Annotated in this window: 21 protein-coding genes; 19 read left to right on the top strand and 2 right to left on the bottom strand. The window is 45.2% G+C overall.

Going from position 1 to position 18,591, the window contains the following annotated elements; translation table 11 throughout:
- The first annotated feature begins 26 nt into the window (after positions 1-26).
- Together ACQKPA_RS00345 and ACQKPA_RS00340 are read left to right on the top strand one after the other, a co-directional pair.
- On the top strand, positions 27-497 hold the full coding sequence (locus ACQKPA_RS00345) for a DUF3574 domain-containing protein (protein WP_427488440.1): 471 nt from the start codon (positions 27-29) through the stop codon (positions 495-497).
- Between the two features lie 131 nt (positions 498-628).
- Positions 629-2,005: a TcaA 3rd/4th domain-containing protein gene (locus ACQKPA_RS00340; RefSeq protein WP_427488438.1), complete on the top strand. Its 1,377-nt coding sequence runs from the start codon at positions 629-631 to the stop codon at positions 2,003-2,005.
- A gap of 62 nt (positions 2,006-2,067) precedes the next feature.
- On the opposite strand, the gene ACQKPA_RS00335 is transcribed toward ACQKPA_RS00340, so the two are convergent.
- Positions 2,068-3,006, bottom strand: coding sequence for a DNA-3-methyladenine glycosylase family protein (locus ACQKPA_RS00335; protein ID WP_427490197.1), 939 nt, complete (start codon positions 3,004-3,006; stop codon positions 2,068-2,070).
- A gap of 189 nt (positions 3,007-3,195) precedes the next feature.
- On the opposite strand from ACQKPA_RS00335, the gene ACQKPA_RS00330 reads away from it, so the two are divergent.
- The 17 genes from ACQKPA_RS00330 to ACQKPA_RS00250 all read left to right on the top strand — a co-directional run bounded on the left by ACQKPA_RS00330 (position 3,196) and on the right by ACQKPA_RS00250 (position 15,851).
- Entirely contained in the window at positions 3,196-3,807 is a 612-nt protein-coding gene (locus tag ACQKPA_RS00330) for a bifunctional transcriptional activator/DNA repair enzyme AdaA (protein WP_427488436.1), read from the top strand.
- Positions 3,779-4,327 (top strand): methylated-DNA--[protein]-cysteine S-methyltransferase, encoded by a 549-nt coding sequence (locus ACQKPA_RS00325; RefSeq protein WP_427488434.1) that lies wholly within the window; start codon positions 3,779-3,781, stop codon positions 4,325-4,327. The genes ACQKPA_RS00330 and ACQKPA_RS00325 overlap by 29 nt, the downstream gene beginning before the upstream one ends.
- Positions 4,320-5,033 (top strand): 2OG-Fe(II) oxygenase, encoded by a 714-nt coding sequence (locus ACQKPA_RS00320; protein WP_427488432.1) that lies wholly within the window; start codon positions 4,320-4,322, stop codon positions 5,031-5,033. The genes ACQKPA_RS00325 and ACQKPA_RS00320 overlap by 8 nt, the downstream gene beginning before the upstream one ends.
- An 83-nt stretch (positions 5,034-5,116) precedes the next feature.
- On the top strand, positions 5,117-5,938 hold the full coding sequence (locus ACQKPA_RS00315; protein WP_427488430.1) for a radical SAM protein: 822 nt from the start codon (positions 5,117-5,119) through the stop codon (positions 5,936-5,938).
- Between the two features lie 176 nt (positions 5,939-6,114).
- Complete coding sequence (locus ACQKPA_RS00310; RefSeq protein ID WP_427488429.1) at positions 6,115-6,879, top strand: SDR family NAD(P)-dependent oxidoreductase; 765 nt, start codon at positions 6,115-6,117, stop codon at positions 6,877-6,879.
- A 464-nt stretch (positions 6,880-7,343) separates the two neighbouring features.
- The gene (locus ACQKPA_RS00305) at positions 7,344-7,439 is read left to right on the top strand and encodes a putative holin-like toxin (RefSeq protein WP_427488427.1); all 96 of its coding nucleotides are present in this window, start codon (positions 7,344-7,346) and stop codon (positions 7,437-7,439) included.
- A gap of 413 nt (positions 7,440-7,852) precedes the next feature.
- Entirely contained in the window at positions 7,853-8,380 is a 528-nt protein-coding gene (locus ACQKPA_RS00300; protein ID WP_427488426.1) for a DNA topology modulation protein FlaR, read from the top strand.
- Positions 8,381-8,422: 42 nt separating this feature from the next.
- Complete coding sequence (locus ACQKPA_RS00295) at positions 8,423-9,019, top strand: hypothetical protein (RefSeq protein WP_427488424.1); 597 nt, start codon at positions 8,423-8,425, stop codon at positions 9,017-9,019.
- A 272-nt stretch (positions 9,020-9,291) separates the two neighbouring features.
- On the top strand, positions 9,292-9,720 hold the full coding sequence (locus ACQKPA_RS00290; RefSeq protein ID WP_427488422.1) for a GNAT family N-acetyltransferase: 429 nt from the start codon (positions 9,292-9,294) through the stop codon (positions 9,718-9,720).
- A gap of 102 nt (positions 9,721-9,822) precedes the next feature.
- Positions 9,823-10,422, top strand: coding sequence for a transglutaminase-like domain-containing protein (locus ACQKPA_RS00285; RefSeq protein ID WP_427488420.1), 600 nt, complete (start codon positions 9,823-9,825; stop codon positions 10,420-10,422).
- A 337-nt stretch (positions 10,423-10,759) separates the two neighbouring features.
- Complete coding sequence (locus ACQKPA_RS00280; protein ID WP_427488418.1) at positions 10,760-10,960, top strand: DUF6886 family protein; 201 nt, start codon at positions 10,760-10,762, stop codon at positions 10,958-10,960.
- The gene (locus tag ACQKPA_RS00275; RefSeq protein WP_427488416.1) at positions 10,944-11,516 is read left to right on the top strand and encodes an AAA family ATPase; all 573 of its coding nucleotides are present in this window, start codon (positions 10,944-10,946) and stop codon (positions 11,514-11,516) included. The genes ACQKPA_RS00280 and ACQKPA_RS00275 overlap by 17 nt, the downstream gene beginning before the upstream one ends.
- Positions 11,517-11,570: 54 nt before the next feature.
- The gene (locus ACQKPA_RS00270; RefSeq protein ID WP_427488414.1) at positions 11,571-11,993 is read left to right on the top strand and encodes a hypothetical protein; all 423 of its coding nucleotides are present in this window, start codon (positions 11,571-11,573) and stop codon (positions 11,991-11,993) included.
- 30 nt (positions 11,994-12,023) lie between these two features.
- Complete coding sequence (locus ACQKPA_RS00265) at positions 12,024-12,572, top strand: hypothetical protein (RefSeq protein WP_427488412.1); 549 nt, start codon at positions 12,024-12,026, stop codon at positions 12,570-12,572.
- 49 nt (positions 12,573-12,621) lie between these two features.
- Positions 12,622-13,155 carry a GNAT family N-acetyltransferase gene (locus ACQKPA_RS00260; protein WP_427490195.1) on the top strand — a complete coding sequence of 178 codons (534 nt, stop codon included), beginning with the start codon at positions 12,622-12,624 and terminating at the stop codon, positions 13,153-13,155.
- A gap of 165 nt (positions 13,156-13,320) precedes the next feature.
- Positions 13,321-13,929: a YdcF family protein gene (locus tag ACQKPA_RS00255; RefSeq protein ID WP_427488410.1), complete on the top strand. Its 609-nt coding sequence runs from the start codon at positions 13,321-13,323 to the stop codon at positions 13,927-13,929.
- 461 nt (positions 13,930-14,390) lie between these two features.
- Positions 14,391-15,851, top strand: a complete 1,461-nt coding sequence (locus ACQKPA_RS00250) for a chitinase (RefSeq protein WP_427488409.1) — start codon at positions 14,391-14,393, stop codon at positions 15,849-15,851.
- A 281-nt stretch (positions 15,852-16,132) separates the two neighbouring features.
- On the opposite strand, the gene ACQKPA_RS00245 is transcribed toward ACQKPA_RS00250, so the two are convergent.
- The gene (locus ACQKPA_RS00245) at positions 16,133-18,523 is read right to left on the bottom strand and encodes a fibronectin type III domain-containing protein (RefSeq protein ID WP_427488408.1); all 2,391 of its coding nucleotides are present in this window, start codon (positions 18,521-18,523) and stop codon (positions 16,133-16,135) included.
- Positions 18,524-18,591: the final 68 nt, after the last annotated feature.

The raw sequence follows: 18,591 nt of genomic DNA, 5'->3' as shown, positions 1-18,591 counted from the left end.
ATAAAAGGATAAAGGAGACATGAGTGATGAAGAAAAAGAATTGGTTTCTGACGGCGGCTATTGTCATTCTGTTGACGCTGGTTCTCGTACCGGTTCAGCAGTCTTACAGTGCGGAGGGGGCTGCGACAACAGGCGTTACGGGGAGTGCACTTGACGGACAGTTTCACCTCAGTCACGTGGTCAAGATCTATATCCCATCCACGGTGAAGGGGAATATTCCAATCACTGAGGAAGCACAGCAAAAGTTCGTTGATCAGGCACTAACGAAATTCTCGGAATGGTTTGGCGGCGCTACGGCTGTAGACGGTGAAGGTGCCTGGGTCGACAAAGACAAATCATTGGTAAAGGAAGATGTGACGATCGTGTACGCTTTTGCTGAATCATTGGATAAAAAATCCTTGGATCAAGTGGTGGCTTACGCAAAGCAGGTGAAAGAGGATCTCGTGCAATCTTCGGTATCCCTTGAGGTGGATGGCAAGATGTATTTCATCGAATAAAACCTGAGGCAGCTATTGAGAAATTACTGGATTCATCATGTGTTTTAACTGGTATTCATCTACCTAAAGTTATTAAAAATGAGAGGCAGAAGAAACTTCTGCCTTTTACTTTGTCAATTTGGAGGGAATTCATGAGCCAGCCATCCAATAATGGGCCGAGTACGCAACCGATGGGACCCAGATTTAAAAATAAATCTGTCCTCATTATCTCCGCTGTCATCTTTATTGCCTTAGTTTTGATTTTAGTGTTTACGGCAGGGCCAAAGGGAGATAAACAGGCATCCGAGACCATTCGGAAGTTTCAAAATGCAATCGCGGCAGAAGATACTCAAGCCTTGAAAAAGCTTCTATCCGTGGACGACGAGGCCATGGAGGCGACGGAGGACCGTCTGCATCGGCTGATCCAGTATATGAAGGAAGAACCGGAATATTATGAACAAACGCTGCAGATTATCGCTGGACAACAGGCTCTGTTAGAGGAAGCGGACTATGTGAACACCGGTTTGCTGGACAGCATGTCGCCAGAAGAACTTCTAAATGCGGGCGAGCTGTATTTAAAGAAAGAGTCGGGATTCTTATCCGATACGTTCAAAATCGGCGTTCGTCCGCAATATTTGAACATAACGCTCGAGAACGATAACGGTACCATTAAGGTGGATGGTAAAGAGATATTGAAAGTTGCCAAGGATAATCAATCGTCGAAAATGGGGCCGCTATTTCCAGGTGAGTATCAGGTTGATTTAACTACCATGTTTGAATATGCGGATAAAGAAATTACCGAAAGCGAGACGGTCAGCTTATTCGGCTTGGAATCCGAGACCGATTATTCCAGATATGTCACGGGCGAGCAGGTCAAAATTAACAGCGATCTTGGAGAAGTCCAAGTGTATCTGAACGATAAGCCGACTCCTTTTATACAGAGAAGTTATATGGATACCGAACAGGAATCGTCGGATTATTTATATCCAGCCTTCGACGATGGATCGCAAAAAATCTATGGCGTGGCTAAATTTCCTTGGGGTGAAGCCAAGAGCGAGCCGGTCATAATAGAAGACCTATCATCCGATTATGATATAACGCCGAAGCTTGAAGAGGAGACGGCACACGAAGTGATTGATTTTGTTCGTCATTTCTTAGATACCAGAGCAAAAGCGTATGGCTCTAAGGACGTTAGCGAACTAGAGAAAATCTACCCTCATCATGAAGGCGATTTACTCCAAGGTGTCCTGGACGGTCTCGGTAGTTTGTATTACTCGGGTGCGTACTCCGAAAGAACCTTGAAAGAAGTGGAGTTTGAAGATATTTGGATTTCCGAGGATCCACTTGAGGACGTCAAGGTTTATTACGATATAGAACTGGATCAATATGTGATTCAAGTGACCGGGCTCGTGGCTGAATATATACTGACACTGTCTGATGGTGAAATCGATGATATCGATAATACCCAATTAATGAATTTACTTATTGGTTACGAAGATGGAGCTTGGACGGTCTTAAAGGTGTTTTAAATTAACGAGGAGGATGTCTCTGACGGAGCTACAAATGTAGGCGTGGGCATCCCCTTCTTTCTCTAATAAAGAAACCTCCACAGATAAAAGGTGGCGTAGGATTCCCAGTTCGCCCATGCTGCCGACAGCTCCAGTATCTCCTTCTTCGTCGGTTTCGCTTCCAAGCCCAGCAGATGTTTGATGGCATTGTGCAGACCCACATCATCGATAGGAAAAGCCGCCGGCATTCGCAAACAGCGCATCAGCACATAGTTGGCCGTCCACGGTCCGATCCCGCGGATGCTGACTAATTGTTTCTCCGCTTGTTTCAAGCTGCCTGCTTCAAGCAGCTGCTCCTTCGTCAATTTCCCTTCGACCATAAGCTGAGCGACGCCAATAAGATACTCGCCTTTTTTTACGGTCATACGAAGCCCGTCCAGATCTTCAACAAGTAGATGTGCTATGTCCTCAGGTTTTGGGAAGATCCAATAAACCTCTCCTTCACACTCCACGCGGCGGCCGAAAGCTTCAACGAAACGTCTTTTTAACGTATAAGCATAGGCCAGGTTAATCTGCTGCCCCAGAATGCCCCAGCACAAAGCCTCGAACAGATCGGGAATGCCCATGTTGCGAAGTCCATAGAAGGATTGAACGGCTTGACTGAGCAATGGATCTGCTTTCGCCATGTTATAGAACGGTACGAGATCGGTATTCAGATCAAACCAGTCGCGGACATAACCCGCTACTTCCGCCCGCTTGCAAGGATCGGAGGGGGCCGTATTCCCCAAAAACCGAACAAGGATCGCTTGCTCCTGAGGCTCCGCACTGACTTCAATCACAGCGATCTCACCCTCAAGTTGGATCGCCCGGTAGATGCTGTCATTCCGAATATGAAAAAGACATTCGTTCGGCGATCTTTGCAAATAATTGAGGTTCTCCGCAAAACTGAACTCCTTCGGTACGAAAAGCCTGATGGCTTCGGCAAGATCTTCCCAGCTGTCCCGGGGGAAATAATTCTCCATTGTATATGGCTGATCGTCATGAATCTGGTTTCGCTCCTGCATCTTCATCGTTTCCTTTCGCGCTTGAACTCTTCTATACTAGTTGTACCATAAACGCAGACCGTATAATTTTGTTATCTTGCTCTTCTATTCCAAAAAGCGTACAACAGGATTATCCTGTGGTTATAATGTTAGCGGAGGTGAGGAAACGTGGCAAACCGAATACAACCGACCGAAGCCCAGTGGAAGGCCATTATCAACAACGACAAGGATAGTGACGGCAAGTTTTTCTATGCAGTGCAGACAACGAAAATTTTCTGCAGGCCATCCTGTAAATCCAGACCCCCGAAGTTTGAAAATGTGCGCGTGTTTCAATCGGCGGATGAAGCGAAAGCCGAGCGCTTCCGGCCATGCAAAAGGTGCAAGCCGACGGGCGAGCGTTTACCGGACCATGAATGGATTGAACTTGTCACCGAGTATATCGATAAACACTATATGGATCATTTGTCGCTTGATGTCTTGGCCGATGTGAGCCACGGCAGTCCGTACCATCTGCACCGGATATTTAAGCGCGTCAAAGTTCAGACCCCGATGGAATACATTCAGGATTACCGGATCGGCAAGGCCAAAGAGCTCCTGGCGAATTCCAGCTTGGCCATTTCGGATATCGGCCATAAGGTGGGCATGGAGAATACGGCTTATTTTATTACGTTGTTTAAGAAGAAGACGGGGATGACGCCCCTTAGTTATCGCGGGCAATATTTGAAAAATACAAATGCGGAGGTGCAAGATCATGAAATCCCATCATTCGATTACCATTAACTGGACCCAACTGCGTTATGATAACTGGAACGTATACATCGCGGCGACGGAGCAGGGCTTATGTTACGTCGGGTCACCGGAGAAGCCTTTAACAGAGCTGGAGGACTGGGTACAGGCGAAATTCCCTGGCTGTGAACTCGTGCAGAACGATGAAGCCATGCAGCTGTATGCTGCCGAGATGGTGGAGTATTTTCAGGGGAAACGCGATCGGTTTGAGTTGGCTATGGATTATAAGGGGACCGCGTTTCAAATGGCGGTATGGAATGCCCTGTGCCAGATCCCGTATGGACAAACCTTCACGTATTCGGACATCGCCAACCAGATTGGAAAGCCGGCAGCTGTTCGAGCTGTAGGAGCGGCAATTGGGGCTAATCCGCTGCTGATAACCGTGCCTTGTCATCGGGTAATTGGCAAAAGCGGTGCATTGACCGGGTATCGCGGGGGGCTTGCCATGAAGACCCGGCTGCTGGAGCTTGAGGGTGAGCGAGCCAGGATGAGGGAGAAGGTGAATAATGCCTAATTCATTGCCGCAACGCATAGTAGGGCTCGATTGGACGGGGATACAAGGAGCTTTGGATGAGCAGGGATATGCGGTCGTTCCAAAGCTGCTGCTGCCTGACGAGTGTGCGGAGATTATCAACACTTATTCGGAAGAGGAGCGGTTTCGCAGCACGATCAATATGGCTAGGCACCGGTTTGGGCAAGGAGAGTACAAGTATTATCAAGCTCCACTGCCAGAATCGCTGCAGCAGCTTCGGGAAGGCTTTTATCCTGAGCTTGCGTTGACCGCTAACCGCTGGTTGACGCGGCTCGGACATGAGGAGAGGTATCCGGTGAGCTTGGATGAGTTTCTTGGCATGTGCCATGCGCAGGGGCAAGAGCGTTCGACGCCGTTGATTTTGAAATATGAAGAGGGCGGCTATAATTGCTTGCATCAGGATTTGTACGGAGATGAATTTTTCCCGTTTCAAGTGGTGTTTGTTCTGAATGAGAAGGAAGTCGATTACACGGGAGGAGAGTTTCTGCTCATCGAGCAGCGGCCGAGGGCACAGAGCCGGGGACATGTGATCACATTGGAACAAGGAGCGGGGCTAATCTTTCCGACCAACCATCGTCCCGTTCAGGGAACGCGAGGGTATTACCGGACCACGCTCCGGCATGGCGTTGGCACGATTACGTCGGGGACCCGATACAGCCTCGGGATTATTTTTCATGATGCAAAGTAGAGGGGCGCGAGTGTTCACTCATTCATTATGGGTTCTGAGGAGAGAAATAGTATAATAGAAGAAAGTGTAGGAATGGGGTGTCCATGGTGCAACAAGAAGTGCTCTATAAAACGCCGAAGACCCTGCTCAATAAAGGAACGGGATTCCTGAATGGATACAGCCATACCTTGAATCCGTATACGGGCTGCACCTTCGCTTGTTCTTATTGTTATGTCCGGCAAATGCCGGTATCGATATTCCGCAATCAGGAATGGGGGAGCTGGGTTGACGTTAAGGTCGAATCTGCTGCTATCCTGCGAAAAGAACTGAAGTGTGCCAAGTCCAAGGGACCCGTCACAATTTTCATGTCTTCCAGCACCGATCCTTACCAGCCGATTGAGGCCAAGGAAGAAGTGACTCGCGCTTTGCTTGAGGTGATGGTCAGCCAACCGCCGGATTTTCTGCTCGTACAGACGCGCAGTCCGTTGGTCCGGCGGGATATTGATCTGCTGCAGCAGTTAGGAGAACGCGTGCGGGTAAGCATGACGGTCGAGACGGACCGCGAGGAGATACGCAAGCATTTTACGCCGTCAGCGCCGCCGATCCAAGCGAGACTGAAAACCCTCGAGCTGCTGAGGGACTCGGGGATTCCCGCTCAGGCAGCTATTGCACCCGTGCTTCCGAGCACGGAGGCTTTCCCGCAGATCCTCCGGCCGCTCGTTCATCGCGTGTGCATCGACGATTATTTCATGGGGGATGGCAGTGGCGGGAAACGTACGAAAAGACTGCCTGTTCAGGCTCTGTACGAGGAGCTTGGGGAGCAGGAATGGTACGATCCCGCTGCTTATCAAATGGTCTACGATCGATTTAGCAGGGAGTTTCCGGTGGAGCAGTTGTTTGTGAGCCAGAAGGGTTTTGAACCTTAAGGGTAAGGTTGGCAGTTTAGAAGATGATCCGTGATCCGTGGATTAGATAGATTATGATAGGTTTAGGCAGAGGACCAGGAGTTCGTTTCTGGTCTTTTTTTGCCATGTCTGGCGGTAGATGATTATGGTATGATAGGCGAAAATAACCAGTCAAACGGTAGAGGAGCGAATGAACAATGAAGATGGATTTGACGGATAAAATTGCGTTAATTACGGGAGCCGCGGGCCAATTAGGGCGTGTCATGGTCAGAACCTTGGCGGAATGCGGCGCGGATGTGGTTATCCATTACCGGGGGAGCCAAGCCAAGGCAGAAGAGCTTCAGCGCGAAGTAGAGTCGATGGGAAGACGGGCTTTCCCGGTGAAAGCCGATGTGACGGATCAAGCTTCCGTGAATGCCATGCGAGATGCGGTGCTTGCACACTTCGGCGTGCTGCCCCATATCATTGTTGCCAATGCCGTTGAATCCTATCAATGGACATCCGTCTTGGAGCAAGCGCCGGAAGATTACGAGAGTCAGTTCCAATCCTGTGTCATGCAAAGCGTCTATCTGGCGAAAGCTTTTGTTCCTGCCATGATCGAGCGTCAAGGCGGCCGGTTCATCGGGATCAACACCGAATGTTCGATCCAAAACTTCCCGAGCCAATCGGCTTACGTTGCGGGAAAACGCGGCATGGACGGCGTCTACCGCGTGCTCGCCAAAGAGATCGGCGAGCACGGGATCACCGTCAACCAGGTCGCGCCCGGCTGGACGATCAGCGACCGCGATCGGGAAAACGGAACCGAACACAGCGCCTCCTATGAAGCCTCCGTTCCATTGAAGCGCCGCGGAACGGACCAGGAGATTGCCAATGCCGTGGCATTTCTGGCTTCGGACTTGTCGTCGTTTATTACCGGGGCATATATTCCAGTGTGTGGCGGGAATGTGATGGTGGGGATCTAGAGTTTCGGATTTTTGAACCATTAAAATCTATGAGCGGGTGAAATTATGGTATGAGCCCAATTTCATTAATCGGTATGATATGCCTATTAAGTGCAATTATGCAGATAAGATACCCCGAATTTATTTTGAGACTCAAACCTTTTGGAGTAAGATCAATAGCAGCTATAAAATTGGGCGGTATTATAGGACTTGTTGTTTGCTCATTAATTATCTTATTTAATGTTTTTGCATTGAAATAATCCTTGATCTTCCCGGAGCATTTCGAAGATGTGAGTTTCAGGCAGATAACCCCGAAAGGCTAAGTGGCAAAGCAACGCAGTCGCATTTAGATGAAATCAACGAATTTAAGATCGAGTAAAAACACCGAACAATCGTTCTTCATCTTATTGGTAGATGATGGTACAATAGGGAAAGACAATTGAATCTTGGGTGGGCATGGTTTCCCTTCGAAAGGAGGTGAAGCCATGGAAGTTAAAGATGCGTTGACGATCATGTTTCTGTTTGGATCGTTTATCCTTGCACTTTTAGCATACATCAATTCGAACAACAAGAGAAAGTAAAAACCCACCCCAAGGTTAGCGCCGAAGGTGGGTTTTTATTCTGATCGCTTAGAAGGGAATAAACCATCCAAGCCAATTGTTCAGCCGAGTGTTCCCGCACTCGGCTTCTTTGTAAATTATGATAACACAATTGGAAAAAGAAGTGAACCTGGAAAGAGTATTTTGGGTAATTGAAAACCAATATAAATAGCTTATTAAACACGTATTAATGGACATAAGATCATTCGTGAGTAGAACAGCGAAGCGTTAACTTCGTCTAACATAATTTTCAAGCATCGGTGCATTCGCGATTTCTCTGAACGCAATTTATTAAATTCAATGGCCAAAAACCGAGCCAGTGAGGGATCGTAACACAAAGATGCTATGTAAAATCACTTGCATTCTAAACTCTATTAAGTAAAAGGGAGGGAATAATGAAGTTCACCCATAAGAAGATCCATATTATTGGATCAACAGGAAGTGGAAAGACATATTTAGCTAGAGAGATTTCCAAACGATTACATATTCCTTTCTTTGAATTAGATGACGTTGTGTGGAATGGTACAGTCGAATTGAGTGGGAAAAATTCGCCGGAGGTCCGAGATAAAATACTTGAAGGAATTATAAACAAAGAACAGTGGATTATTGAAGGGGTATATCACAAGTGGGTGGGACGAAGCTTTGAAGAAGCAGATGTAATTATCTTTTTATCACCTAGACCAATGAATAGAGCAATTAGAATTATAACCAGATTTATCAAACAGAGAACAAAACTGGAGAGATCTAAATACCAACAAACCTTAAAAGGGTTAATCGAAATGTTGAAATGGAATAGCAAATTTGATACGGATAATAAGAAGAAGATACATGAAATGCTGGAAAAACATAAAGAAAAACTGATTGTAGTAAAGAGTAATAAGGAAATGATTTTGAGAGTAGCATATGAATGTGACATCCGATAAGATACAAGGACGTTATGAGAACTCTATGCAAAGGAGAATAACATGGGATCTAGAATCATGCATTATTGTATTACTGCCCGTCTTGCCAAAGAATTCAAGATTGATGATAATCAATTTTTCTTAGGTGGCATTGCTCCTGATGTGAATAAAAATATGAAAACCCCCAAAACCATTTCTCATTTCGTAAGGACAAATAATGAAGGGCAAATATTTGCCGATTATTTAGGATTCCATGAGAAATATCTGAGATATATGAGAGAACCATTTTATCTAGGTTACTTTTTTCATTTAATATCTGATGTTATATGGGTCGAAGAAATTTATTACAAGAAAATAAAGTGGTTGCCTCAACCGGATAAAAAAGAAGCGCAGTTAAAGTATTATAGAGATTTTTGGAGACTAAATGGAAAATTGATTGATTATTATTCCATTGAATATAGACCGATGGAAGTCAAGTCCATTGAGATTGAAGAGATTGATTATAGATACCTGCCAGAATTAATAAAGGATTTAGAAAATGATTTTGCAATGAAAGATGAGGCGAAAGAACAAGAATTGGAAATTCTTGAATTTGAAGAAGTCATTGATGTTCTTGAAAGAACAGTAAGGGAATGCGTTGAAATTTCGATGAAGGCATAGACTTCCGATAACGTAATATTCACGCTGGCAGGGAGATTTCTAGAACATATTATGTGTGGAGAGTTCAATGAGGTTACTGACTACACATAACACGATGTTCACCTCTTGGTCCGCCTCAAGACATGGATCGAGCAGGAGGAGATCCGGGCGGACACGCCCGTACCCATCTAACCCATCACGGCCGCTCACTAACGTTCGCTTAAAGTTGGGTTGACGTTCAGAACATGGAAACGTTATATGAAATCAGCTTAAGAAAGAAAAGGAGAAAAACTATGATTCGTGAAGCGGAACCAAAAGATGCAGAACAAATTGAGGGATTATATAAGGAATTATTACCTAGCAACACTGAAATATATGTGTCAAATGAAAGAATAAGTGAAGTCCAAAATAATCCGAATAGCTTCTTATTCGTCTACGAACTAGAGCAAAAGATTGTGGGAACTGCTCATTTGCATCTCTGCTTGGACGCATTAGTGGGGTCTAGGCCGTTTGGTGTTGTAGAAAGAGTTATTATTTCAAGAGCACAACAAGGAAAGGGATATGGTTCAGAATTAATGAAATATATTGAAGGTTTATGCGTCGAGAAGAACTGTTTAAAGCTATTTCTTACAAGTGGAAGTTCAAGGACTGAGGCTCATTTATTTTACGATAGGTTGGGATATGACGGTAATTCAAGTAGAGCATTCAAAAAATATCTGTAATAAAAAGGAATACCTGCCGATAAGAAGTTGGAGCTTCTTGGACGTCGTGAACTACGAAAGCAGTTAGCTGAAATTGCTTTATAAATACTAGGAGGAGAAACAATGAAGCAGTTAGCACAATTGGAAGCCTATTTGCAGGCATCTGAGTATATTGATTATTTTGATGCTCAAATACAAGCTGTGATCTTATCTTTTACAGAAGAGACTGAAATCGAAAGAATACAGGCAGCATTTGAATTCGTGCGCGATCAGATCGATCATTCTTTTGATATTAAAAACGAAGAAGTAACAAGGAAGGCCTCTGAAGTATTGAACCAAAGACATGGAATATGCTACGCCAAATCTCATTTGTTGACAGGAATACTGCGAGGAATGGGTATACCTTCAGGCATTTGTTATCAAAGGTTAACCCTATTCGATAAACCCGAGGATGGGTACTGTTTGCATGCTTTGAATACAGTGTATTTGAGGGAGCATGACAGGTGGATACGTTTAGACGCAAGAGGAAATAAGGAAGGCATAAATGCGCAGTTTTCAATAGATAAGGAGAGATTAGCCTTTCCTGTTAGGGAAGAATATGGTGAGAAGGATTATGAGATTAATTACGCACAGCCTCATCCAGTCATTACTCAAACACTAGAAACCTATTCGAATGCTATGGAGATGTATCTAGGCGGATTGCCAGAAGACCTGAGTCAGTGAAGCTAGGGTGTACATGAAGAAATGGCAAATTAAGAAATGAGCTTCGGTCGCCCGAAGGTCTTTAACTTTGATGCGAAGACGGTATTCGTTATTGCTAATGATTAAGCAACATACTTGAACCAAAAGGTGGTAACTGAAAGTAATTTATCCGGATCTTGAGACCGAGAGACTTCTCATTAGTGAACTAACATTGACAAATGCAAAAGCAGTATTTAGACATTTTCGAAGGATTTGAAGGATGGTTTATTGTACTTTACTTTGAGGGATTGTGACGGGTTTAGTAAGTGATTAAAGTATACGAAATTGCTGAAATACACATATAAAATGAGGTGCATGAATGCTTTTTCATTTTAGCGAAGAGGCTGATATTGAAATCTTCATCCCACGAGAAAAACAGAACCGACCGGACTTTCCGGCAGTGGTTTGGGCAATAGATGCGGAACATGAATTCTCATATTACTTCTGGGCTGGCTTGCCTAACGAGTTAATGCCAATGCCTTTAAAGGAGAACTGTAACGAATATGATCATATTAATTAGCGGGAACACCTGCACGGGTAAGACCTATATGGCTCAACAATTGCTCGAGAGGTATCACGCTCCATATCTTTCGATCGACCATTTAAAAATGGGCTTATACAGAGCGGATATGAACTGCGGTTTCACCCCCCTGGATTCAGCAGAGTTTATCGGTGAGAAATTATGGCCGATCCTCAAAGAGATCATCAAGACGAACATAGAGAATAACCAGAATCTAATCATTGAAGGCTGCTACATTCTGCCTCACCATCTTCAAGATATCGAGCCCTCCTACTTAGCGCACATCATACCGGTATTCTTGGGATTCTCAACCACGTATATTCAGCAAAACTTCCAATCCAACATCATTCAACATCGCAATGCTATCGAAACACGTACCTATCCTGAAGAAAGAACCCCTACTGATTATATACTGGAGCATGAGGCTTTCCGTGAAAAGTGTTTGGCGTCAGATGTCCCTTATTTTGAAATTAAAGAAAACTACGGAGAAGAGATATCTAAAGTATATGATTACATCGAGGGTGAAAAGCAGAGAATCGCGAGTGAAAATCGATAATTACAAGTCGTGATATATGATGTAAGTCCCCTAATTAATAATGTGGAGTAGCCTATGAAAAAACAATCATTACTTATCCTTGTTGTCGTCCTTTTCGTGTTTTTACTATTTCATGTTAATCAATGGATGAAGAATGAATATGAAATATGGACGGCCATTGAAAATCGGGAGTGGGAAGCAACAGGGACGGGTGTGTATTTTTATGAAGAAAACAATCAAAAATATGGTCTCTACATGATTTATGGAAGTGGACTTCCTGTCATTTCTTCTCATAAATCCAAGGTCAGAATAATAAATGATTTTGAGATTGAGATGGAGATTCCAGATCATTCTATAAATTTGCTGTCAACAGATCAACAAGTACAAGTATCCAGATTAAAATGGAATCAAGGTAAGTTGACCATGGGCGAGCTGATATTTGAAGCCTCGGAGACTTCGGAGAAACATAAGTGGGTTTTAAATCAACGAGCGAAATAATATCGCTGTAATCGAGGAAAGGAAGAAGCCGTGGAATTATTCTTATATCATTATTATGATGCAGGAACCGGACCCTTTCAAAATCTATCCGCACTATCTATAGAAGAAGCGAAGCAAGTACAGAGAAGACTCCAACAAAATAAAAATATGTTTGCGAGTCAACGCGGGGGTGATTATATCGTAATCCGACGCGAATTAGAATCGCGTGCAAGAGATCTATTCATAGCTAAGGGTGGACGGCCGACAAATAAATATCCACACTACATGACACTTGGCCCTTGCGAATGGATCAAGGAGTGGTATCAGAGCGGGAGGGAAGTCAAGATTCCCCTCGATGATGTTGACCCCGAGATGATTAGTTTTACTTATGGTGACTTATTTCCCACCATGCGCCTTAAAGACGTCAAGCCTTACAGAGGAAAGGTCTACTTAAAGAACGAAATCCTCCGGTTGGTGGACGAATATGGTTGGCCGCAAGAATGGAATAAAGACGGGAATCAAGGACCAGAACGATATATAGAAGTGCAGGTATGGGACAATCGTGTGATTCGTCTTTTTTTGAATGATTTAATGGAATGAGATGAAGTTATAGAATCTATAGAGGATGTGAGTACATATATTGATCGTAATGGATTTGTTAGAAAAGGATACTGATAAGATAAATCAAACAGCGAGGTTACTGCATGAGAGTTTTGAAGCATGGCCCACAATAGATTCTGCCATACGTGAAGTTTTGGAATCTCTAAGTGATGATTCTATAAGTAGAGTATTAGTTAATGGAGATGATGAAGTTATAGGGTGGGTTGGCGGGAGAAGTCAGTATGACGGTAATGTGTGGGAACTGCATCCATTAGTCATTAGAAAAGATAGTAGAATGCGAGGCTTAGGAAAGTCATTGATGAACGACTTTGAATGTCAGGTCTACCAACGCGGAGGTATAACCATCATATTGGGTACGGATGATGAGTATAATCAAACCAGTCTAGCAAACGTGAATTTGTATGATGATATTCCGGCCCATCTATCCAATTTTGAAAGTCTTGATCACCCAGCGAACTTTTATAGAAAGTTAGGTTTTGCAATTGTCGGCGTTATACCAGATGCGAATGGAATAGGAAAACCGGATATTATTATGGCAAAGCGTGTTAAATCAGTAGATTAGATTAAAGCATAGAGGTTCCTAACGGATGCTGCTGCCGTTCAGTCCAACGTTTATGGAACATGGAGGGCTCCAGACCCTGCAAAACTTGTGTAATTTTATCGATACGGAAGTCGACCAAGCCTGGCTTGGGTTTTGATGTACATGAGACAACGGGGGGCGTTCTAATTGCTGATCTCACAGATGAATCCAGAGACATTGACGAGAGAACAAATCACAACGGTGGTGTTCGGAGCGGAAACGGAAGTTGATGATGGTACGCAGTCCGGAGATTGTATCTTTGTGTTTGGCGGAAAAAATCTGGACCGGGTATGGAAAGCGGTTGAATTATACAAAAGTGGACGCGCCCCCTATCTATTATTCACGGGTGGAGACCGATTTGGCGAGTGGGAGCAGCCTGAGGCGGTTATGATGCGGGATGAAGCGATAAAAATGGGTATTCCGGCAGAATCCATTTTTATAGAAACGATGTCCAACCATACGAAGGAAAATATTATGGCCTCCCTAACCGTGCTAGACCGGACATTGGGGTTACAACGAATCCATCGGCTCTTGCTCGTCAGTGCACCTGGACATATGCGCCGATGCCAACTGATGCTCAGGACCTTTATGCCCCCTTGGTATGAGTATGTGTGGTGCCCGGACCATCGTTCTCTAGGGAGACGGGACAATTGGTGGACCGATCCTGTCGAAGAGAAACGGGTGCTGAGTGAGCTTAATAAAGTGATTGGCGGGGTAAAGGGCCGATATTTTGTTGATGCGGATATTGAATATTGAAAATAATCTTAAGGTAGGCATTACGGTGTGAACTCAAAACTGAGCTGGCAGTTTGGGTATCAGGGATTGGAAGCATGATCCGCATGCGTAGTGCTGCCTCGCGAAGAGCTGTTTTTTCACCATTACATACAATGCTCCAAGCGGCCGTTCTCCTGAACACACTTCAAGGAGGATGGTTGTTTTTTGTGTTGCCTAAGTCAGGCGTATCTTGTTCGAAAAATCTTACAGACACAAATTGATCCTTCAGAGCTATTGATAATAATTAACATATAAAGTAATTTTTTGACATGTAAATCAACTTGCGAATTATGTAAATGAATCAAAATTGAGTAAATAAAATGCATCGACCTGGTTTTAGAGAATTAACAAGATAATTGTATGTCATAAAGGAGGTAATGTCGTCTTACGCAAGATAGGCTAAGGCTGGATGATCAATTTATTTATTGAGGAGGGATTAATGGATGAAAAAGGGTATATTCAGAGTGCTGGACAAATCAAGAGTGATGATATTGCCTTTATTGGTCGTCGTGTCTATGGTGTTGAACTTTTTTTCCCTTGAGGTGTCTGCAGCAGACCGGGGCGCTTGGGCACCCAATGTTTCTTATGCCGTTAACGACAACGTGACGTACGATGGGAAATCGTATAAGGCTATTCAGCCTCATACCTCATTACCCGGATGGGAACCGCCCAATGTTCCTGCATTGTGGCAGTTTGTTCAAGGTGGTGGAGGTAATGATACTGTAGCCCCGACAACTCCTGCGAATGTAATTGTAAGCGCAGTCACTTCTTCAAGCGTTACTTTATCCTGGCAAACATCTACGGACAATGTAGGCGTGACAGGATATGATGTATACCAAGGCACATCCCTTGCCATTTCGGTTACCGGTACGACAGCGACAATAACGGGTCTTTCACCGAACACGACATATTCTTTTAAGGTCATTGCTAAGGATGCTGCCGGGAATCTTTCTCCTGCCAGTGCGATCGTGAACACAACCACTTCAGAAGGAACAGGAGGTCCCCAGCCGACGAAGCATATATTGACAGGGTACTGGCAGAACTTTGTTAATGGTGCGAGCAAGTTGAAAGTGAGAGATATACCGGATCAGTACGACATCATTGTGTTAGCGTTTGCCGAGATGGATCCTGCTAATCCGGGTGGTGTCACTTTCACTGTAGATCCTGCGCTATCCGCAGCGCTTGGCGGGTACACCAATGCCGAACTGATCGCGGATATTCAGGCCAAACGCGCTCAAGGCAAGAAGGTCATTATATCCATTGGAGGGGAATTGGGGAACATTAATTTGAATAATCCATCCCCGAATGTAGCGAACTTTGTGAACAGCATGTACGGTATCATCACTCAATTTGGGCTTGATGGGATCGACATCGATCTGGAGCATGGCATGAATGTACCTAATTTAACCAATACGATCCGCCAACTGAAGCAAAAAGTAGGAAATGATTTTGTTCTGACGATGGCTCCCCAAACGATAGACATGCAGAATCCAAACACCTCCTATATGCAGCTTTATAACAATCTGAAGGATATAACAACCGTAATTAACGTCCAGTATTATAATTCTGGATGCATGCTAGGCCGTGACGGTAAATGCTATTCCCAAGGAACGGTTGATTTCCTGACGGCTCTTTCGGACTTAACGCTACAGTGGGTATCACCTTCCCAATTGGGACTAGGAGTGCCTGCTACCTCTTCAGCAGCTGGAGGCGGTTATGTTTCTCCAACCGTCGTAAATAATGCCCTAAATTGTCTAGCAACTGGGGACAGCTGTGGAAGCTATAAACCCGTTGCTAAATACCCTGATATACGGGGAGCGATGACTTGGTCCATTAACTGGGATACGACCACGAATTACACGCTTGCCAAAACGGTGAAACCATTCTTGAACACACTACCTTAACATGAATGATATTTGTACAATTTAAGCAGATCTTATATTTAATATAAGGAAACCTCTCTTTGATATGTGGTGGTATAACACCTACATTATCAAGAGAGGTTTTTGTTTGATTTCCAATCTCCAACGGAGAAGGCGGAATCATGCTGTAGAAGCAAAGCGGTCCCCTTTGTCCCCGGATTTCAACCATGTAATAGGATCATAAGAAATCTGGGGGCAACAGGGATCGGAAGCATGATCCGCATGCGTAATGCTGTATGGCTGAAACGCTGCATATTTGAGCCTCAAGGCTCCCATATGACCGTCGGGTACGGGAGTTGGTCATAAGCACTGGCCCAGTAATAGGAGTCGGCCATGATGCGCCGCGGCAGGAACCCGATCTCGCCTCGGGCAAGGGAGATGAGCTCGGACTGCGACTGGAACACACCTTCCGTATTTGTAGCGGCGTTGACATATTTGCCTGCCATATGGGTGAATCGTCCGCTGATCTTGGCGGTAACAGGCGACCTTGTTTCCATATCGACCATCTGCATGGTTACTCTGGCGATACCGGCAGAATAGGTGATGGTCATCTGATCAATCACCATCGGTTTCATTGTGGACGGCGCTGTTGTTGCTGAGGCAGCCGCGCTGGGAGCTCCTTCATTGCCGCTGATATCGACCGCCGTGATTTTATAATAATAAGTGGTGTTCGGCAGCAGCCCGGTATCTTTATATGAAAGTCCTTTAGAGATTCCGGCGTAAGTAGCGGGCCCGATCTCAAAGTCGGCTTCGGTACCGCGGTAGATCCGATATGCATTTACGGCTGTATTGTCCATCGCCATATTATAAGTTATATTAATCCGTTGAAAATCAAACGTGGCCGCTGTTGCTCCACTGACCGTGCTTGGCGGTTCATGGTCAGCAGGAGGCTGCCAAGCGTAGCCGCCAGGTCCCCATTCGCTTGGAAAATCAATGATCGAGGAGTAGTGATGGAGAGCAATGCCTCCAAACGCTGAATCGTTCAGAAAAGCATCATAAACCTTGTCTAACTCCTGCTCCATATAAGTTCGCCCTTCTTCATGGAAGCTGATGGTTTCCGGATCCCCGCCATCGGCGATGTCTTTTGTCTCGACTCCGATCACAACCGACTTCGGCTTGCCGATCGTATTTGCATAGGCCACCTCGTTTAGCGCGTGTGCGATAATGCCGGCGCTGCCCTCGGCCTGATCTCGGTAATTCATAATCGAGATATAATCGGCCGTGTCCTGAATATGCTCAGACAGCCATTTCGTTTTTCCGTTCCAAGAGATATTGCTGGCGTCGGCAGAAGTATCGTACCATCTTGGAATCGCTGCGCCGACGGACAAGGTGAGGCCCGATGCCTGTTTGCGTTCCATCAGCAGCTGCAGCATATCCAGGTACTGAATCTGAACGGATGGCTTTGCTGTTTTGAAATCCGGCAGGATATACGGTTCGGTATCCAGGTTCACGCCATCAAAACGAGCGAATTCGCCGGAAGCTAAATTGTAATTCAAGATCTGCTCAAATTCCCTAACGGCTTGAGTCTGATATCGACTATAGGCTCCGAAGTAAGGTGGGGAGGTGCCGCCGGCGATCAACGCTTGAACATAGAAACCTTGTGCATGAGCCCACTCGATGAATTGTTGAACTTCACTTCGATGATCCTCCAGCATTTTTGCCCCGTTATATTGACCTACAGCCAAATAAAGCGTCGTAATCGGACGTTGATTAAAGGTGGTTGTATCCTTCGCCATGGAAGAGAGAACAGCTCGGGAATTCGGATTCAGTACCAGTGGGTAGGAGGCATTTTCCCAGATCCAGATCGCACGATCCTGATCCGGAAGCGGTTCCGGGTCATAGGTGTTGCTGGTCACCGTTTCAGGATTCGCCACGGAGGGATCGTATACGTCATTTATTACGTTAACGGGATTTGAGTTAGCAAGATCCATATAGACGGCATCCGTAACGGTCGCGGGGCTTTCACCTTGGTTAGCAGGGCGCTGCCCACCTGTTCTTGCATAGACCGTTAGGCTATAACCTGTATTGCCATAGGAATCGGTTGCTCTTGCCTCCAGACTGTGAACCTGGTGAGGGGATTGACGCGAATCGAATGTATATTTATATCCGTTTTTGGCAGGGGACACCTGCAGCCAATCGCCTCCGTTGATGCGGAGCTCAACAAGTGTTATCGGATTTTTACCTGCTGCGGATATGTGAATATCCATTTTGCTGCGCTGCAACGTTTGCTCGCTAGGACCGGTAATTTGTACTTCTGGGATATGTGCGGCAGGATTATCGATATTTAGGTGAATCCAAGGAGACCAGATACCATAACGCGTAACCGCATCGTTTGCTTTAAGGACCATTTCGACTGGACCGTCCAACTGACTTGTATCGAGCTTGTAAGACCAAGATCCGCTGTCATCGCCATTCGGGTCATCCATCTGAACATCCGTCACAAACTCACCGTTAACGATGAGCTGAAGTTCATACACGCCGGAGTAGGTTCCGAATAACTCAGCTACACCCGGCTGAAGCGTTTGCCCGTCCTGATGAGAATCAATTGTAATTAACGCTGCTGCCTTAGCATGGGGAGATGGGATACAGATTGTAGAAATCAGAACTGCCGCCAGCAACAAAAGCCCGCACCTACGGAAATGTGAAAACATCATCTTATTCACATCCTTGTCAGTATGATGTAAAACTAATTGACTTTACGGCAGTCACAATGGCTTGGTTA

Source organism: Paenibacillus sp. NPDC093718 (assembly GCF_050279985.1).
In the GTDB taxonomy this organism is placed as follows: domain Bacteria; phylum Bacillota; class Bacilli; order Paenibacillales; family Paenibacillaceae; genus Paenibacillus_AQ.
This window is presented reverse-complemented; position numbering and strand designations above follow the sequence as displayed.

Bases quoted from the DNA above. Each gene is read 5' to 3' on its own strand.
- ACQKPA_RS00250 (WP_427488409.1), top strand. From the start codon at position 14,391: ATGAAAAAGGGTATATTCAGAGTGCTGGACAAATCAAGAGTGATGATA.
- ACQKPA_RS00285 (WP_427488420.1), top strand. From the start codon at position 9,823: ATGAAGCAGTTAGCACAATTGGAAGCCTATTTGCAGGCATCTGAGTAT.
- ACQKPA_RS00245 (WP_427488408.1), bottom strand. From the start codon at position 18,523: ATGATGTTTTCACATTTCCGTAGGTGCGGGCTTTTGTTGCTGGCGGCA.
- ACQKPA_RS00295 (WP_427488424.1), top strand. From the start codon at position 8,423: ATGGGATCTAGAATCATGCATTATTGTATTACTGCCCGTCTTGCCAAA.
- ACQKPA_RS00260 (WP_427490195.1), top strand. From the start codon at position 12,622: ATGGATTTGTTAGAAAAGGATACTGATAAGATAAATCAAACAGCGAGG.
- ACQKPA_RS00310 (WP_427488429.1), top strand. From the start codon at position 6,115: ATGAAGATGGATTTGACGGATAAAATTGCGTTAATTACGGGAGCCGCG.
- ACQKPA_RS00340 (WP_427488438.1), top strand. From the start codon at position 629: ATGAGCCAGCCATCCAATAATGGGCCGAGTACGCAACCGATGGGACCC.
- ACQKPA_RS00280 (WP_427488418.1), top strand. From the start codon at position 10,760: ATGCTTTTTCATTTTAGCGAAGAGGCTGATATTGAAATCTTCATCCCA.
- ACQKPA_RS00275 (WP_427488416.1), top strand. From the start codon at position 10,944: ATGATCATATTAATTAGCGGGAACACCTGCACGGGTAAGACCTATATG.
- ACQKPA_RS00290 (WP_427488422.1), top strand. From the start codon at position 9,292: ATGATTCGTGAAGCGGAACCAAAAGATGCAGAACAAATTGAGGGATTA.
- ACQKPA_RS00270 (WP_427488414.1), top strand. From the start codon at position 11,571: ATGAAAAAACAATCATTACTTATCCTTGTTGTCGTCCTTTTCGTGTTT.
- ACQKPA_RS00345 (WP_427488440.1), top strand. From the start codon at position 27: ATGAAGAAAAAGAATTGGTTTCTGACGGCGGCTATTGTCATTCTGTTG.
- ACQKPA_RS00320 (WP_427488432.1), top strand. From the start codon at position 4,320: ATGCCTAATTCATTGCCGCAACGCATAGTAGGGCTCGATTGGACGGGG.
- ACQKPA_RS00300 (WP_427488426.1), top strand. From the start codon at position 7,853: ATGAAGTTCACCCATAAGAAGATCCATATTATTGGATCAACAGGAAGT.
- ACQKPA_RS00325 (WP_427488434.1), top strand. From the start codon at position 3,779: ATGAAATCCCATCATTCGATTACCATTAACTGGACCCAACTGCGTTAT.
- ACQKPA_RS00335 (WP_427490197.1), bottom strand. From the start codon at position 3,006: ATGGAGAATTATTTCCCCCGGGACAGCTGGGAAGATCTTGCCGAAGCC.
- ACQKPA_RS00315 (WP_427488430.1), top strand. From the start codon at position 5,117: ATGGTGCAACAAGAAGTGCTCTATAAAACGCCGAAGACCCTGCTCAAT.
- ACQKPA_RS00305 (WP_427488427.1), top strand. From the start codon at position 7,344: ATGGAAGTTAAAGATGCGTTGACGATCATGTTTCTGTTTGGATCGTTT.